The organism is Amycolatopsis sp. NBC_01488 (assembly GCF_036227105.1).
Classification (GTDB): domain Bacteria; phylum Actinomycetota; class Actinomycetes; order Mycobacteriales; family Pseudonocardiaceae; genus Amycolatopsis.
In genome coordinates this window covers 4129358-4145391 of sequence record NZ_CP109434.1, presented here as the reverse complement: position 1 = coordinate 4145391, position 16034 = coordinate 4129358, and the positions used below count along the sequence as shown (strand labels likewise).

General features: G+C 70.5%; 12 protein-coding genes. 5 read left to right on the top strand and 7 right to left on the bottom strand.

Going from position 1 to position 16034, the window contains the following annotated elements; translation table 11 throughout:
- Nucleotides 1-38: 38 nt before the first annotated feature.
- The 3 genes from OG738_RS20155 to pdhA are packed head-to-tail and all read right to left on the bottom strand — an operon-like array spanning nucleotide 39 to nucleotide 3287.
- Complete coding sequence (locus OG738_RS20155; RefSeq protein WP_329055941.1) at nucleotides 39-1229, bottom strand: dihydrolipoamide acetyltransferase family protein; 1191 nt, start codon at nucleotides 1227-1229, stop codon at nucleotides 39-41.
- Nucleotides 1222-2217, bottom strand: a complete 996-nt coding sequence (locus OG738_RS20150; protein WP_329055940.1) for an alpha-ketoacid dehydrogenase subunit beta — start codon at nucleotides 2215-2217, stop codon at nucleotides 1222-1224. Before OG738_RS20150 ends, OG738_RS20155 begins: the two co-directional genes overlap by 8 nt.
- Entirely contained in the window at nucleotides 2217-3287 is a 1071-nt protein-coding gene (gene pdhA / locus OG738_RS20145) for a pyruvate dehydrogenase (acetyl-transferring) E1 component subunit alpha (protein ID WP_329055939.1), read from the bottom strand. The genes OG738_RS20150 and pdhA overlap by 1 nt, the downstream gene beginning before the upstream one ends.
- A gap of 125 nt (nucleotides 3288-3412) precedes the next feature.
- On the opposite strand from pdhA, the gene OG738_RS20140 reads away from it, so the two are divergent.
- From OG738_RS20140 to OG738_RS20125, 4 genes are all read left to right on the top strand, one after another.
- Nucleotides 3413-3889 carry an Lrp/AsnC family transcriptional regulator gene (locus OG738_RS20140; RefSeq protein WP_329056767.1) on the top strand — a complete coding sequence of 159 codons (477 nt, stop codon included), beginning with the start codon at nucleotides 3413-3415 and terminating at the stop codon, nucleotides 3887-3889.
- Nucleotides 3890-4453: 564 nt separating this feature from the next.
- The gene (locus OG738_RS20135; RefSeq protein WP_329056766.1) at nucleotides 4454-7045 is read left to right on the top strand and encodes a glycoside hydrolase family 3 protein; all 2592 of its coding nucleotides are present in this window, start codon (nucleotides 4454-4456) and stop codon (nucleotides 7043-7045) included.
- A gap of 111 nt (nucleotides 7046-7156) precedes the next feature.
- Complete coding sequence (locus OG738_RS20130; protein ID WP_329055938.1) at nucleotides 7157-8782, top strand: DUF885 domain-containing protein; 1626 nt, start codon at nucleotides 7157-7159, stop codon at nucleotides 8780-8782.
- Nucleotides 8783-8952: 170 nt separating this feature from the next.
- Nucleotides 8953-9507 (top strand): DUF1062 domain-containing protein, encoded by a 555-nt coding sequence (locus OG738_RS20125; protein WP_329055937.1) that lies wholly within the window; start codon nucleotides 8953-8955, stop codon nucleotides 9505-9507.
- On the opposite strand, the gene OG738_RS20120 is transcribed toward OG738_RS20125, so the two are convergent.
- The 3 genes from OG738_RS20120 to OG738_RS20110 all read right to left on the bottom strand — a co-directional run bounded on the left by OG738_RS20120 (nucleotide 9504) and on the right by OG738_RS20110 (nucleotide 11645).
- Nucleotides 9504-9935, bottom strand: a complete 432-nt coding sequence (locus OG738_RS20120) for a hypothetical protein (protein WP_329055936.1) — start codon at nucleotides 9933-9935, stop codon at nucleotides 9504-9506. The genes OG738_RS20125 and OG738_RS20120 overlap by 4 nt on opposite strands.
- Nucleotides 9936-9944: 9 nt before the next feature.
- On the bottom strand, nucleotides 9945-10433 hold the full coding sequence (locus OG738_RS20115; protein WP_329055935.1) for a hypothetical protein: 489 nt from the start codon (nucleotides 10431-10433) through the stop codon (nucleotides 9945-9947).
- A 99-nt stretch (nucleotides 10434-10532) separates the two neighbouring features.
- Nucleotides 10533-11645, bottom strand: a complete 1113-nt coding sequence (locus OG738_RS20110) for a PucR family transcriptional regulator (protein WP_329055934.1) — start codon at nucleotides 11643-11645, stop codon at nucleotides 10533-10535.
- 114 nt (nucleotides 11646-11759) lie between these two features.
- Between OG738_RS20110 and OG738_RS20105 the strand changes: the two genes are divergently transcribed.
- Nucleotides 11760-12626 (top strand): esterase/lipase family protein, encoded by an 867-nt coding sequence (locus OG738_RS20105; protein ID WP_329055933.1) that lies wholly within the window; start codon nucleotides 11760-11762, stop codon nucleotides 12624-12626.
- Between the two features lie 120 nt (nucleotides 12627-12746).
- Here OG738_RS20105 and OG738_RS20100 read toward each other — a convergent pair whose 3' ends face one another.
- Complete coding sequence (locus tag OG738_RS20100; protein ID WP_329055932.1) at nucleotides 12747-15881, bottom strand: GH92 family glycosyl hydrolase; 3135 nt, start codon at nucleotides 15879-15881, stop codon at nucleotides 12747-12749.
- Nucleotides 15882-16034: the final 153 nt, after the last annotated feature.

Genomic DNA, 16034 nt, shown 5'->3' with positions numbered 1-16034 from the left:
CACGACCGTCACCACCGGCCAATGCGCGCGGTGAGTCGCTAGAGGTCGCCCAAGGCCGTGACCGGCGCTTCGACGCAGTCCGCGACGAACCGCAGGAACCCGCCCGCCGTGCCGCCGTCGCAGACGCGGTGGTCGAACGCCAGCGTCAGCTCGCAGACCTTGCGCACGCCCAGCGCGCCGTCGACGACCCACGGCCGGTCGATGATCCGGCCGATGCCGAGGATCGCGGCCTCGGGGTGGTTGATGATCGCGGCCGAGCCGTCGACGCCGAAGACGCCGTAGTTGTTGACGGTGAACGTGCCGCCGGTGAGGTCCGCGGGCGCGAGCTTGCCGTCGCGCGCGGTGCGGGCGCGGTCGCCGATCGCCGCCGAGAGGTCCCGGGTCGACAGCTCCCCCGCGTCCCGCACGACCGGCACGACCAGGCCGCGGTCGGTCTGCGCGGCGAACCCGAGGTGGATCTCGTCCAGCACGACGATCTCGTCGCCCTCGACGCACGAGTTCAGCTCGGGGTACTTGCGCAGCCCCGCGACGGCGAACCGCGCGATCAGCCCGAGCAGGCTGACCGGCCGGTCCGTCTTGGCGTTCAGGGCCGTCCGCGCGGCGACCAGTTCGGTCGCGTCGACGTCCACCCAGACCGTGGCCTCGGGGATCTCCCGCCGGGACGTCGTGAGCTTGTCCGCGACGGCCTTGCGGACGCCGGTCAGCGGGATCCGCGTGCCCTTCGCGACCGGCTTCTTCAGCGCCGAATTCTTCAGGGCCGCCTCGACATCGGCGCGGCGGATGATGCCGTCCGGGCCGGTCGCGGTCACCTTCGCGAGATCGATCCCGTTGTCGGCAGCCAGTTTCCGCACGAACGGCGAGATCACGCCGGGCGCCTTGGCCTTCGGGGCGGGAGCGTCGACGCGGCGGACGCGCTTGCGGCGCGTCGAGGGCGCGGTGCCGTAGCCGATGAGGACGTTGCCACTGCCCGAAGACGTCGTGACACCGGGTTCGGCGAACCCGCCGACGGACAGCAGCGGCGCGCCGACCGGCAGCAGCTGCCCCGGTTCGCCGTGCAGCGCGGACACCACGCCGGCGAACGGCACGGGCACCTCGACCGCCGCCTTGGCCGTCTCGACCTCGACGACGATCTGGTCGACCTTCACCGTGTCGCCGACGTTCACGTGCCAGTTCAGGATCGCCGCCTCGGTCAGGCCTTCGCCGAGGTCCGGCAGCAGGAAGTCAGGCACCGGCCACCACCGGGGTGTCGGCCCACTGCAGGCGCGCGATCGTGTCGAGGATCCGGTCGACGTCGGGCAGCATGTGGCGCTCGAGCTTCGGCGCCGGGTACGGGATGTCGAGCCCGGTCACGCGCAGCACCGGCGCGTGCAGCTGGTGGAAGCACTGCTCCGTGACGCGAGCGACGACCTCGGCGCCGTAGCCGCCGAAGCCCGCGGCCTCGTGGACTACGACGGCCCGGCCGGTGCGGCGCACGGACGCCGTGACGGTCTCGTCGTCGAACGGCGCCAGCGAGCGCAGGTCGACGACCTCGACGTCCCAGCCTTCGTCCTTCGCGGCTTCGGCGGTCTCCATCGCGGTGGCGACCATCGGGCCGTACGCGATGAGCGTGACGTCCTTGCCCTCTCGGCGCACCACGGCCTTGTCCATGGCGGGGCCGGTGCGCGTGAAGCTCACCTCTTCGCCGGACCAGTAACGGGCCTTCGGCTCGAGGAAGACGACCGGGTCCGGCGACTCGATGGCGTCGCGCAGCAAGTCGTAGGCGTCCTGCGCGGTGCCCGGCGTGACGACGCGCAGGCCCGGCGTGTGCGTGTAGTAGGCCTCGCTGGAGTCGCAGTGGTGCTCCACGCCGCCGATGCCGCCGGCGTAGGGAACGCGGATGACCATCGGCAGCGACAACGCACCGCGGGTGCGGTTGCGCAGCTTCGCGACGTGCGAGGTGATCTGCTCGAACGCCGGGTAGGCGAACGCGTCGAACTGCATCTCGACGACCGGGCGGAAGCCGCCCATCGCCATCCCGACGGCGAACCCGACGATGCCGGACTCGGCCAGCGGCGTGTCGAAGCAGCGGTCCTCGCCGAAGTCGGCGGTGATGCCGTCGGTGACCCGGAAGACGCCGCCGAGCGTGCCGACGTCCTCGCCGAACACGAGCACCCGGTCGTCATCCTTGAGCGCGTCCCGCAGGGCCGCGTTGAGCGCCTGCGCCATCGTGGTCGTCATCAGGCCTCCAGTTCGGCCGCGACCATCGCCCGCTGGCGCTGCAGCAGGCGAGTCGGCTCGGCGTAGACGTGGTCGAACAGCGACATCGGATCGAGTTCGGCGTCGGCGTTCAGGGTGTCGCGGACGGACTGGGCGAACTCCTCGGCTTCGGCGTGGCAGAGCTCGATTTCGCGGTGGCTCAGCGAGTCGCCGAGGTAGGTCTCGAGCCGCTTGAGCGGGTCCGCTTCGCGCCACTTCGCGACTTCGCCCGCGTCGCGGTAGCGGGTGGCGTCGTCGGCGTTGGTGTGGGCGTCGATGCGGTAGGTGTGGGCCTCGACGAGGACCGGGCCCTTGCCTTCGCGGGCGTGCTTCACGGCGTCGTCGAGGACGGCGAGCACCGCGACGGCGTCGTTGCCGTCGACCTGCTCCGAGCGCATGCCGTAGCCGACGCCCTTGTACGCCAACGCGGGCGCGGCGCTCTGCTTCTCGAAGGGCACTGAGATCGCGTAGCGGTTGTTCTGCACGAAGAACACCACAGGCGCCTTGAAGACGGCGGCGAAGTTGAGCGCTTCGTGGAAGTCGCCTTCGCTGGTGGCGCCGTCTCCGATGAGCGCGAGCGCGACAGCGTCTTCGCCGCGTCGCTGCATCGCGTGCGCGAGACCCGCGGCGTGCAGAGTCTGCGTCGCGAGCGGAGTGCACTGGGGCGCTACGCGCGTCTCGACGGGGTTGTAGCCGCAGTGCGCGTCGCCGCGAAGCAGCGTCAGGACTTCGCCGGGCTTCAAGCCGCGCGCGACGAGGGCGACCGAGTCGCGGTAGGTGGGGAAGAGCCAGTCGCTGTCCTGGAGCGCGAGCGCGGCGGCGACCTGGCAGGCCTCCTGGCCGGCGCTGGAGGGGTAGACGGCGAGGCGGCCCTGCTTGGTGAGGGCGGTCGCCTGGACGTCGAACCGGCGGCCCAGGACCATCAGCCGGTAGGCGGCCTTCAAGCGGTCCTTCGCGGGCTCGGCGTAGTCGCCGTGCTGGTCGACGTGCGTCCCGTCCTCAGCGACGAACCGCACCGGCGACGCGGAGGGGAGCAGGGTTTCCACGGACACCACCTCTCGCAGACATATGATGCTCGAATGGTGGTTCTCGGTGGTCTTGTGTTCAAGGGTTCGGCGAAATGAGCGACAAACGGTCCGAGCCGGTGCTGTTCGGGGACCAAACGTCCATCGACGTGCTGACGCACGGGGTGCTTCCGGGACGAACGGTCCCGGCCCTGGACGAGGTCGACCGGGCGATGCTGGCGGAGCTGTCCGCGGACGGCCGCCTGGCGGTCCGGGCCCTGGCGGAGAAGCTGCACATCTCGCGCACGAACGCGTACACGCGGTTGGAGCGCCTGATGGCGGAGGGAGTGATCACGGGCTTCGGCGCGCGCATCGACCCGCGCCGGGCCGGACTGGGCACGTCGGCGTACATCATGGTGACGGTGGAGCAGACGTCCTGGCGCACGATGGCGACGGACCTGCACGAGATCCCGTACGTCGACCACGTCGCCTTGGTGGGCGGCGACTTCGACATCCTGCTGCTGGTCCGCACGCCGGACAACACGACCTTGCGCGACGTGGTCCTGGAGCGGCTGCAGGCCTTGGAGGGGGTCCGGTCGACGCGAACGTGGCTGATCTTCGAGGAGCTGCCAGGCTCGGTACTGCACTGACCCGTGTCGACCCGCCAATCACCCGTGATGCCTCGCCAATCACGCGTGATGCCCCGCCAATCACACGAGATGCCCCTCCGATCACGTGAGTTCCGCCTTCAATCACGCGAGTCACGGCTCCAAGCACGCGAGTCACGGCTTCGACCACGCAGCCGGGGCACACTCGCCCGGCGCGAGGAGGGTCGGTTCGCATAGCTGGAGGGTCGACTCGCGTGATCAGGGAGTCGACTCGCGTGATGGGAGGGTCGACTCGGTGCCGCACCGACCGAACGTCCACCGGAAATCACCCGCACGGACGCATCGACGCGACCGTCGGGCAGAACCCGTGCCCCGCAGTGCTCTTGACCTTCACCGGGCCACGCGCTATGCGTGGCCAGCCTCCCGGCGACTCTTATTTTATGTCGAGAATTAACTTCCCCACCAACGGCCCGAAACTATTGACGCGACCCCTGCGCCCCGGTGAGGATCGGCCGGTCCGCCGCCGTTCACCGCAGAATGGACCAGACCATGGCCAGAAGATCCCGCGCGTGGTCCCGTGCGCGCCGAAGTTCGCTCGTCACCTTGATGAGCCTGAGCCTGCTGGGCGGGGTCGCGCAGGCGACGCCGGCCCAGGCAGACGCACCGGCCCAGCCCGTCATCGGCCAGCCGGCCAAGGACAAGGACGGCTGCGCCAAGATCGAGAACAGCCTGCCCACCCTGGCCGACTGGCCCAAGGTCGACAGCCAGCTCAAGGGCAAGGCCGGTGACGAGGCGCGCATCGCCCAGATCCTCAAGGGCATGACCCTCGAGGAGAAGGTCGGGCAGATGACGCAGCCCGAGATCACCTCGATCACCCCCGACGAGGTCCGCCAGTACGCCATCGGCACCGTCCTCAACGGCGGCGGCGCGTGGCCGGGCGCGAACAAGCACGCCACCCAGCAGGACTGGCTGAACCTCGCCGACGCCTACTGGAACGCCTCCAAGACCAGCCGCACGAAGATCCCCGTCATCTGGGGCATCGACGCGGTGCACGGCAACAACAACGTCTACGGCGCCACCGTCTTCCCGCAGAACATCGCGCTCGGCGCGGCCCACGACCCCTGCCTGGTCCGCGACGTCGAGAACGCGACCGCGCGCCAGATCCGCGCCACCGGCCAGGACTGGGCGTTCGCGCCGACCCTCGCCGTCCCGCAGGACGACCGCTGGGGCCGCACCTACGAGGGCTTCTCCGAGGACCCGCGCATCACCCGCGCGTACGGCTACGAGGCCATCAACGGCCTCCAGGACGGCGCCTCGCAGCGCATCACCTACAACGGCGTGATCGCCACCGCCAAGCACTTCATCGGCGACGGCGGCACCGCGAAGGGCCAGGACCAGGGCGTCAACCCGTCGTCCGAGGCCGACATGATCAACATCCACGGCCAGGGCTACTACGGCGCGCTCGCCGCCGGCGCCCAGACCGTGATGATCTCGTTCAACAGCTGGACCAACCCGGACCTCGGCATCAACGAGGGCAAGGTGACCGGCAGCGACAAGGTCATGAACCAGATCCTCAAGGGCAAGATCGGCTTCGACGGCCTGCTCGTGTCCGACTGGAACGCCATCGGCCAGGTCCCCGGCTGCACCAACTCCTCCTGCCCGCAGGCGATCAACGCCGGCATCGACGTCGTGATGGTGCCCGCCGACTGGAAGGCGTTCATCACCAACACCGTCGCCCAGGTGCAGAGCGGCCAGATCCCGATGTCGCGGATCGACGACGCGGTGACCCGCATCCTGCGCGTCAAGCTGCGTGACGGCCTGTTCGAGTCGCAGAAGCCGTCGGACCGCTCCTATGCCAACTCCGGCGACGCGCTGAAGGACAACTGGCTGGCCCGTGACGCGGCCCGCGAGTCGCAGACGCTGCTGAAGAACAACGGCAACGTGCTGCCGCTCAAGCCGAAGTCCAAGGTCCTGGTGGTCGGCAAGAGCGCCGACAACATCTCGAACCAGACCGGCGGCTGGACGCTGACCTGGCAGGGCACCGGCAACACCAACGCCGACTTCCCGAACGCCACCTCGATCCTGGCCGGCATCAAGCAGGACCTCGGCGACGCGAACGTCACCTTCGACCCCACCGGAACCGTCGACCCGAAGGGCTACGACGCCGTCATCGCCGTCATCGGCGAGACGCCGTACGCCGAGGGCGTCGGCGACCTGACCCGCAAGACGCTGGAGGCCTCGAAGCTCTACCCCGAGGACGCGGCCCTGCTGGACAAGGTCAGCGGCAAGGGCACCCCGGTCGTCACCGTGTACGTCGGCGGCCGCCCGCTGTACATGAACCACGAAATCAACCGCTCGGACGCGTTCGTCGCGGCCTGGCTGCCCGGCACCGAGGGCGGCGGCGTCGCCGACATGCTGGTCAAGGGCAAGGACGGCAACGGCTACCAGGGCACGCTGTCGTACTCGTGGCCGAAGAGCGCGTGCCAGACGCCGCTCAACCCGTGGTCGCCGGACTACGACCCGCTGTTCAAGCTGGGCTACGGCCTGAAGAGCGGCCAGCGCGTCACGATCGGCCAGCTGGACGAGACCCCCGGCCCGGCGACCTGCGGGTCCACCGGTGGCGGCGGGACCGCGACCGAGGACCTGCCGATCTTCGACCGCACCGACGTCGCGCCGTACAAGAGCTTCATCGGCTCGGCTTCCAACTGGGGCGGCACGGAGATCGGCCCGGACGGCACGGCCGACCACCCGGAGATCAACACCGTCCCGACGGACGTCAACGTGCAGGGCGACGGCCTGAAGACGACCTGGACCGGCACGGGCGCGGCCCAGCTCTACCTCCAGAACCCGGCGGGCACGAACGACCTGCGCAGCTACCTGAACGCCGACGGAGCACTGGAGTTCGACACGATCGTGCAGCAGGCCCCGACCAACCGGACGGTGGTCAGCATGCACTGCGTCTACCCGTGCTTCTCCGAGGTGAACGCGACGAAGCTGTTCACGGACCTCCAGGGCCAGGGCAAGACAACGGTCAAGATCCCGTTGTCCTGCTTCAACAACGGGCTGGACTTCGAGCACATCAACACACCGTTCCTGGTGTACACCGACGGTCCGTTCCAGGCGTCGTTCGCGAACGTGCGGTGGGTGCCGCAAGCGGCGAAGGATCCTGATGCGAGACCTTGTTCGAGCTTGACCTGACACCGGCCGGGCCGGGAGCGGACTCCGCTCCCGGCCCGGTTGCTTTCACCGGGCGAAGCCCCGGCGCGCCATTCCCTGGATCGGGCTTGATCGCGCCGACAGAATGGGACGATGACCGCCGAAGCGACCGCGCTCGCCGACGAACTGCTGGACGTGCTCGGCGCCTGGGTGCCGCTCGAAGCGACCTTGGTCGGCATCCCCGGCCACGACGCCGAGCTGACCGACCCCGGCGAGGCTGCCCAACACGAGTTTCGCGAGCGGGCCGCCGGCATCCTCGAGCGGGCGCGGGCTTCGGCGGACGCCGACCGGGTGACGCTCGGTGTCGTCGTCCAGCAGGCCGAGGCCGTGGTCACCCAGCTCGACGCCCGGCTCGTCGAGTTCACCCTCGCCGACCCGATGTTCGCGACCGGGATCAGCCACCTCGCCTTCCTGCCGCAGCTCACGCCGTCCGGCGAGCGGGCCGAGGAGGACTACCTCGCCCGGCTGGCCGCGCTCCCCGCGTTCTACGACGCGCTGGCGCAGCGGCACCGCGACGGCCTGCGCGCGGGCCGGACGCCGGTGGATCGCATGGCGCACAACGCGGTCGCGTTCCTCGACCGGTACCTCGCGCAGGACGGGCTGTTCACCCAGCCGCTGACCGGCGACCGCGGCGAACGCCGTGACCGGCTGGTGGCCGACGTCGTCCGGCCCGCCCTGAGGCGCTACCGCGAGTTCCTCGCGACCGACGTCGCCGGACGCGGCCGGCCCGACGACCGGCCCGGGCTCTGCTGGCTCGAAGACGGCGAAGCGCACTACGCGGCGCTGGCGCGCATGCACACGACGACCGACCACACGCCGGAAGAGCTGCACCGGCTGGGCCTCGACGTGCTCGCCGGGCTCGAGGCCGAGTACGCCGAGATCGGCGGCCGGGAGTTCGGGCTGACCGACCCGGCCCAGGTGCGCCGCCGGCTGCGGACCGACGAGAGCCTGCGCTGGCGCGACGCCGAGGAGATGCTCGAGACCGCGCGCGCCGCCGTCGCCCGCGCGACCGCCGCGGCGCCGGACTGGTTCCACCGCATGCCGGACGCCGAGTGCGTCGTCCGGGCCGTCCCCGAGTCCGAGGCGCCGGTCGCCGCCCCGGCGTACTACCTGCCGCCTGCCCTCGACGGCTCGCGCCCCGGCATCTACTTCACCAACACCCACGAGGTGCGCACGCGTGACCGGTTCATCGCCGAGACCGTGGCGTTCCACGAAGCCGTGCCCGGCCACCACTTCGAGACGACGCTCGCACTGGGCCTGACGGACCTGCCGCTGCTGCGGCGGATCGCGCCGGTGACCGCGTACGGCGAGGGCTGGGGCCTCTACACCGAGCGCCTCGCCGACGAGATGGGCCTGTTCTCCAGCGACGTCATGCGGCTCGGCATGGTCGCCGAGGACTCGGTGCGCGCCGCGCGGCTGGTGGTCGACACCGGCCTGCACGCCCTGCGCTGGACGCGCGAGCAGTGCGTCGAGTTCCTGCGTGCGCGCACGGTGCTGAGCGAGGTCGAGGTCCAGTCCGAGACGGACCGCTACATCGAGTGCCCCGGCCAGGCACTGGCCTACATGACCGGACGGCTGGAAATCCTGCGGCTGCGCCGGTTCGCCGAAGAGAAGCTCGGTGACGCGTTCGACATCAAGGACTTCCACGACGTCGTCCTCGGCGGCGGCCCGCTGCCGTTGAAGGTGCTCGACGAGGTCGTCCGCGCCTGGGCCGGCTAGAAATTCGGTGGAACGGCGCCGCCCGGTGGCCTTACCCTGCTGCCCGACCGAGTCGTCTGGGTGAGGACCTGCCGTTGTACATCCTGTGAGCATCCCGAACGCTGAAGCGCCGCGCTGGTGCGCCGCGCTTCTTTCTGCTGCGGATTTCTCACAAAGACCGGTGTACCCCCATGCTCGAAACCTGGGCCGTCGTGCCCAACTGCCTGCCCCTCGTCCGCCGCCGGTGCCACACCTGCGCGTCGGAGCGGTTCCGGGCTAGCGGCAGGTTCCGCGTCAACGCCCACCACAAGCTCCTCGACGCCTGGCTCCTCGTGCTCTGCACCGGGTGCGGGGAAACGGCCAAGCTCACGGTCTTCGACCGGGCGAACGTGCGCACCGTCCGACCCGAACTGCTGGACGGGTTGCGCGACAACGATTCCGGCCTGCTGGCCGAACTGCTGCGGGACCCGCTCCTGCTGCGCCGCAACCGCGTCGCGCTCGACTGGGACGGCGCGTGGCGCCTCGACACCGGCGGCGCGGACCACCGGGACCGCGCGGTGCTCGACGTCGCGGTCCGCTTCGCCGCACCGATCCCGGTCCGGCCGGTGCGGCTGATCGCCGAAGGGTGCGGGCTTTCGCGAGCCGAGGTGGAGCGGCTGATCATCGAAGGGAGGCTCGTGTCGGCGGTCCGGCTGGGCGGCAAGCTCTCCGGCGGCTTCACCTTCACGCTCAAGCGCCTGCCCTAGTGCTGCATACCGTAGGACTTCTGGCACGGGTAGCCGTCGCCGGTGGCCGACCAGTTCGCGGGGTAGCCGTTCTGCGCCCAGGCCGCGTAGGCGTGCGGGTAGTCGTAGCCCTGCGCGTAGAGCCACTGGCACGGCGTCTGGCTGCCCGAGTTGGTGATGGTGACCCACGGCTGGGCGTAGATCCAGCCGGACTGGGCGTACCACTGGCTGGACGCGGGCACGTACGTCCTCGGCGGGGGCGCGATGGGCGTCGGCACCGGCGGTTGCACGACGACCGTCGAGGTCGGCGCCACGATGATGGTCGGCGTGCTCGGGATCGTCGTCACCACCGTGCTCGCGGCGGGGATGGCGATCCCCTTGATCGGCACCCCGCACGCGGCGATGGCGAGCACGGCGGACAGGGCCGCGGTGGCGCGGAGAAGTCGCATGGGACTGGCTCATTTCGTCCGGGTCATGTGGCTGCCGGCGAGAACGCCGCCGGAAACGGTGTAGGTGCCGGAAAAAGTCCGGGTGCTGCCGTCGGTCTGGACGGCGGACAGCACCACCGAAACCGTGCTCCCCCGGACGTCCGTGACGGTCACCGTGTCCCACGACGTCGTCGCGAAACCGTCGACGTACTTGGCGAACCCGCCACCTCCGGCGATGCGGCTGCCGCCCAGCGACCACGCCGTCGCGAAGTCGCGCCGGTTGATCGCGTCGTAGTACGCGACGACCGTGCGCGCCTCCGCCGTGTCGCCCGGTGCGACGTACGCGGGCGGTTGCTGCACGTACACCGTCTGCGGCGCCGCGGGCACGGCGACCACGGCGGTGCTCGTGGTGGGCGGCTGCGTCACGGCGATCGGCACGGGCACGCCGACCACCGGGGTTCCGCAGGCGGCAGCGCACATCGCGACCAGGGCGGTGACGAGAATTCCGGTGGCTTTCACGGGAATCACCTTCTTCCGTGTCCGCCCCCTGGAATCGGCCGCCCGCGCGGATCCGCAACGGATCCGCGAAAACGCGACTCAAGCGTTATTCCGTAAGATTCAGCCGTTCTGCCGGACGATGTCGTAAGCCGTCATCGCGGCGGCCAGGTGGCGCGCGTCCTCGGGCCGCGTCGCGTCGTAGCCGGTGATCAGCTGGACCCGGCCCAACCGATAGGTCAGCGTGTTGCGGTGGATGTTCAACGCCGTGGCCGCTTCGCCGCGGTTGTAGTCCGCCGTCACGAACGCGCGCAGGGCGTCGATCAGGTGGGGGTGGTCCTCGAGCGGGGCGAGCACGAGAGCGAGCGCTTCCCGCGCCGGGCTCGGCTGCGCGATCTGGTATTCGATGGCCAGGTCGGCGAGCCGGTAGAGCCGGGGTGGCCGGCGCAGGTTCTCCGCCAGGGCAAGGATTTCCACGGCTTCGGAGTGCGCGGCGGGGATGTCGGCGTGCGTCCCGGCGCGCGACGCCGCGGCGGTGCAGCGACGGCCGCAGATCTCGTCGACCCGGGCCGCCACGGCGTCGGCCGCGACGCCGTCCGGGACGAGCAGCACCCCGCCGTCACCCTTGAAGGTCACCAGCACCTGACTGTCCACACCGGACCGGACCGCGCGGAAGAGGTCCGTCGCCGCGCGGGATCCCGCGGACGCGGGCAGCGACGGCAGGTGGAACACCACGACGTCGTGGCTCTCGGCCAGCTCGCGGCGGCGCACCGGCCGGCCGGCGAGCAGGCTCGCGGCGAGGTTCTGCCGGTCCTCCCGCTGTTCCCAGTCGAGGTCGTCGCGCTCGCGCAGGTACGCCTCGGCCACGCGCGGCATCACCTCGCCGAGGAAGTCCAGCATCCGCGCGCCGAGCAGCGCCCGGTCGCCGGTGAGCGTCTCCCAGGCGACGCTCGCGGCCAGCGGGTAGATCTTCAGGACGGCTTCCAGCGGCAGGCCGTCGCGAGCCCGCTCGGCACCCCACGCGATCGGCAGGGCCAGCTCGTCCTCGGTCGGCCGCCGGTCCTCGGCGACCGTGGTGAGGAACAGCTCGAACACGGCCGTCGCGTTGGCGACCAGGTCACCGGCCAGCACGGTCGCCGGGAGCAGCCGGTACGCCGGGATCTCGGCCGCGCACCGGGCGATCATGGCGGCCGCGATCTCACCCGATCGAGGGAACAGCTCGCCGACCGCGTCCATGCCACATTGTCATCATGCACAAACGCCGACGGCAAGTTTCTGCGCGTTCTGCCAGCAGACAGCGTTGATCAAGCGGCGCATGCTGTGCACAGCACCCAGACGAAAGGACTCGCAATGGCGCGAGGAACGAAACGATGGCTGGCCGCGATCGGCCTGGCGGGCGCGCTCGCGCTGAGCGTGGCGGCCCCGGTCCAGGCCGCGACGCCGGAGGGCGGCAACAACGACTTCGGCTGCCACCCGAGCGCGGCCCACCCGAACCCGGTGGTGCTGCTCCACGGCACCTTCGCGACCTATTACGAGGACCTCAACTTCCTCCAGGCCGACCTGGCCGCGCGCGGCTACTGCACGTTCTCCCTGACCTACGGCGCCTACCCGCAGTTCCCCTTCGTCGGCGGCCTCAAGCCGGTCGCGGAGTCGTCGCTGGAGATCAAGAACTACGTCGAAAAGGTCCGCGCGGCCACCGGCGCGGCGAAGGTCGACGTCGTCGGGCACTCCGAAGGCGGCCTGCAGTCGCTCTACCTGGCCAAGATGCAGGGCATCCAGAGCGAGATCGGCAAGGTGGTCGCGATCGCCCCGCCGACGCACGGCGCCAACGCGTCCGGGCTGCTGACGCTGGCCTACACCGTGCTCGGCAAGTCCACCTGGGACACCATCGTCAAGACGATCGGCCTGCCGATCTTCGCCGACGAGCTGGACGGCGGCGCCGCGATCGTCGCGCTCAACACCGGCCCGGTCGCCCAGCCGGGCATCGACTACACGATCATCACGTCCCGCTACGACGAGCTGGTGACCCCGACCGAGACGTCGTTCGTCCGCGAACCGGGCGTGCACAACGTCTACGTCCAGGACTCGTGCCCGTTCGACCCGGTCGGCCACATCGGCGAGGCCTACGACCTGAACGTGTGGCAGCTGGTGCGCAACGCCCTCGACCCGGCGCACGCCACGCCGATCGAGGTCTGTGCGGTGGGCTCGCCCGGATGACCTGGCGCTGCTACGACGGCCCCGAAGACCTCGCGGCGATCGAGGCCGTCCCGCTTCCGCTGGCGCTGGGGGTCGTGAGTGAGAAACAGTGTTCTAACACTGTTTCTCACTCACGACCGGTCAGGCGAGGCCGATCGCGAACACGTGCAGGTTCGCCTCCGACGGCAGGGTCACCGAGGCGATCCGCTTCCCGGCCGGGGCGTCGAACGGCGTCGTCGCGTAGACCGACGCCCCGCCGCCCTGGCCGCCCGGCTGGTTGCGGTGGCCGGTGCGGGCCGCCAGCGTGTTGCCGAACACCGGGTCCGTGCCGCCGCCCGGGAACACCCAGTCGCCGAACGACAGGTCGGCGAGCGCCGTCGTGCCGTCGGTGAAGGTGACCGTCGCCTTCGCCTGGTGGTCGCCGTTGGACGCGGTGCCGATGAACGACAACCGGGTCCCGGACACCTGGACGGTCTGCCCGGCCGGGACGACGTTGTCCGGCCGTCCCGCCGGCGCAGCGGGCCAGGTGAACGTCGTGCCCACCGCCTGGGCCGGCGTCCCGCCGACCAGGCCGGCCGCGGCCAGTGCCTGCCGGGAGAGGCTGTTCCCGGCGCCGTCGATGTCCGCCGAACCGGTGTCGCCGTCGTCCGAGATGCCGACGTTCGAGTACGCCGCCGCCAGACCGCCCTTCGGCGCGACCAGCACGATGACCGAGCCGGGCACCGACGTCGAGCCGCCGCGGACGGTCACCGGCACCTGGTAGTAGCCCTCGGGTGTCCCGGCGGCGACCGAGACACCCAGCTTCGCGGTCCCGCTGCCGGTCCGGTCGTCGAGCTTCAGCTGCCGCGGGCCGGTGACCGTGATCCCGGCCGGAGCCCGCGTGGCCACGTCCAGGGCCCGGTCGTGGCCGGAGAGCCGCTGCCCGCTCACCGTGACCTCGCCGCTGGTGCCCGGTTCGACGACGACCTGGTTGGTCGCCGACGCCAGGAACGGCCGCTCACCGTCGCGATAGGACGGTGGGGCCGCGTCCGCCGCCCAGTGCCGGTCCGGAGTGGACGCGAGCGAGAAGTCCAGCCGTCCGCCGTCGCGCGCGGTGTTCGCGGGCAGGTACGTCCGGTCCCAGTCGTGGCCGTTCAGCGACAGGTCGTGGACGTACGCCGCCGGGGCCTTCGGGGCGTGGATGTCGATCGTCCGTCCATTCGGGAGGGACAACACCGCCCGCTCGAACAGCGGGCTGGCGACGACCAGGTCCGGCGTACCGGGGGTCGCCGGGTAGATGCCGAGCGCGGCCCAGACGTACCACGACGACTGCGCGCCGAGGTCGTCGTTGCCCGGTTCGCCGTCCGGGGTCGCGCTGAACAGCGTCGTGGCGATCTCGCGGACTACCTGCTGGGTCTTCCACGGCTGCCCGACGTGGTTGTACAGGAACGGGACGCCGAAGTCGGGCTCGTTGCCGGCCCACATGTTCGGCTCGTTCGGGCCGACGTTCAGCTTCTGGAAGAAGGTGTCCAGCCGCTGTGACACGGCCGCGGGGCCGCCCATCGCCGTCACCAGCCCGGCCGGGTCCTGCGGGACTAGCCAGGTGTACTGCGCGGCGTTGCCCTCGTCGAAGCCGTCCTGGCCGAACTTGCCGGGTGGCGGCGGGACGTACGCCGGGCCGTCCGGGAAGCGGCCGTCCTGCGCGCGCGGCTGCAGGTAGTCCGTCAAGGGGTTGAAGATGTTCTGCCAGTTCTGGCCGCGTTTGGTGAACTCGCGCGCGACGTCGCGGTCGCCGATGCCCTGCGCGAACTGGGCGATGGCGAAGTCGTCGATCGCCCACTCCAGCGTGATCGACGCGCCGACCCGGGCGTGGTCGCCGCGCGAGGCGTCGTTGTTCGGCAGGTACCCGCGAGCGACGTAATCCTCGATGCCGCGGCGTTCCTGGTACGCGCCGGGCGTGTTGTCGACCGAAGTCGCCCCCTTCACGAGGTACTTCAACGCGGTCTTGACGTCGAAGTCGCGGGCGCCGAACGCGTAGAGGTTCGAGATCAGCGCGACCGAACTGTCGCCGGTCATCTGGCCGGTGTAGCCGTTCGCCATCGGCCACCGCGGCCACCAGCCGCCCTGCACGGCGTCGTTCGTGAGCGACTGCGCCATGTCGCTGGCTTCCTTCGGGAAGAGCATGGCGTGCAGCGGCGCGAGCGAGCGGTAGGTGTCCCAGTCCGAGAAGTTCGCGTACTGGTGGTGGCCCTTCGGCAACGTCCGGATCTGGTTGTCGAAGCCGATGTAGCGCCCGTCGGCGTCGTCGAAGGTGTTGGGGTGCATCAGCGAGTGGTACAGCGCGGTGTAGAACGTCTTGAGCTGCGCGGTGTCCTTGCCCGCGACCCGGATCTTGCCCAGCGTCTGCGTCCACTGGTCCCTGGTGGCCGTGCGCAGGGCGGCGAAGTCCCAGCCGGGGACTTCCGCGGCCATGTTCGCCTTCGCGCCGTCGACGCCCACGAAGGACATCGACACCTTGGCGTGCACGGTTTCCGAGCCGAAGGTCAGGTACGCGCCCGCCCGTGGCGAGTCGACGCTGTCGGTGCCGGGCTTGACGGACGAGCCGTCCCAGGTGCCGTGCGCGGTGAACGGCTGGTCGAACGTGATGGCGTAGTAGACCGTGTACTTGTTGCCCTTGCCGCAGAAGTTGCCGGTCGTGGCCGAACCGCTGACCTCGCGGTCACCGGTGACCTTCAGATCGGCCTTCGAGTTCCCGGCGAGGCTCGCACCGCCCTTGACGAGCACCTGCGGCGTCGAGCCCGCCGGGTAGGTGAACGTCGCGAGCCCGGTGCGCGTGGTCGCGGTCAGCTCGGCCCGGACCTTCGAGTCGGCGAGCGTCACGGCGTAGTAGCCCGGCTCGGCCTGCTCGTCGTCGTGCGCGAAGTGCTCGACGCGGTCCCAGGGCGCGCTGCCGACGTCGCCGGTGACCGGCAGGATCGGCACGTCGCCGAACGCGTTGCAGCCGACCGACGCGTGGTCGAGGCTGAAACCTCGGATCTGGTCGGAGTGGTACTGGTAGCCGGCGTACGCGCCCTGCGTGTCCGGCGAGAACTGCATCATCCCGAACGGCACCGCCGGGCCCGGAAAGTTGTTGATTTCGCCGACCGAGCTGCCGCCCCGGCCGGTGCCGATCAGCGGGTCGACGTAGGCCGACGGGTCTCCTACCAGCGGTGACAACGTTGTCGGAGCCGCTGAGGCGACGGCGGGCGCCCCGATCACCGCCGCTGCGACCATCGCCGCCATGAACCTGAATCGCACCCGGTGCCTCCCGAAGCCGACAGCCCTGTCATCCGACCTTTACCTGCCCGGGAGGCGGGGTCAACACTTTGACAAAGACCTGGCTCGTGCCCGGAGGTATGAAGATCCGGTCAGGATCGGGTGGCAACGGTGTCAGGACGCCTAACCTCGACG